We start from the raw sequence: 255 nt of genomic DNA, 5'->3' as shown, positions 1-255 counted from the left end.
AGCACCGCAAAGCAGTTCGCTTCATGGCTGGGGCTGACACCAAAGGAACATTCCAGCGGCGGGAAACAGCAACTGGGAGGGATCAGCAAACGTGGCGATGGCTATTTCCGATACCTCCTGGTTCACGGCGCACGCGCACTTACCGCCTGGGTCAACCGGAACGGCGCCGTTGAGAAGAATGTCTGGCTTCAGGGACTGCTTGAGCGGAAGCACTACAATGTTGCAGTTGTCGCGATGGCGGCAAAAACGTCGAGA

1 protein-coding gene is annotated in these 255 nt (G+C 57.6%); it reads left to right on the top strand.

The window, feature by feature from the left end:
• Window positions 1-255, top strand: a 255-nt coding sequence (locus NNO04_RS23030; protein ID WP_271446549.1) for a transposase, incomplete at both ends; no start/stop codon positions are given.

Source organism: Citrobacter sp. Awk 4 (assembly GCF_028069725.1).
Lineage (GTDB): Bacteria > Pseudomonadota > Gammaproteobacteria > Enterobacterales > Enterobacteriaceae > Citrobacter_D.
Note: the sequence above shows the minus strand (reverse complement) of the source record. Positions and strands in the feature narration are given on the sequence as shown.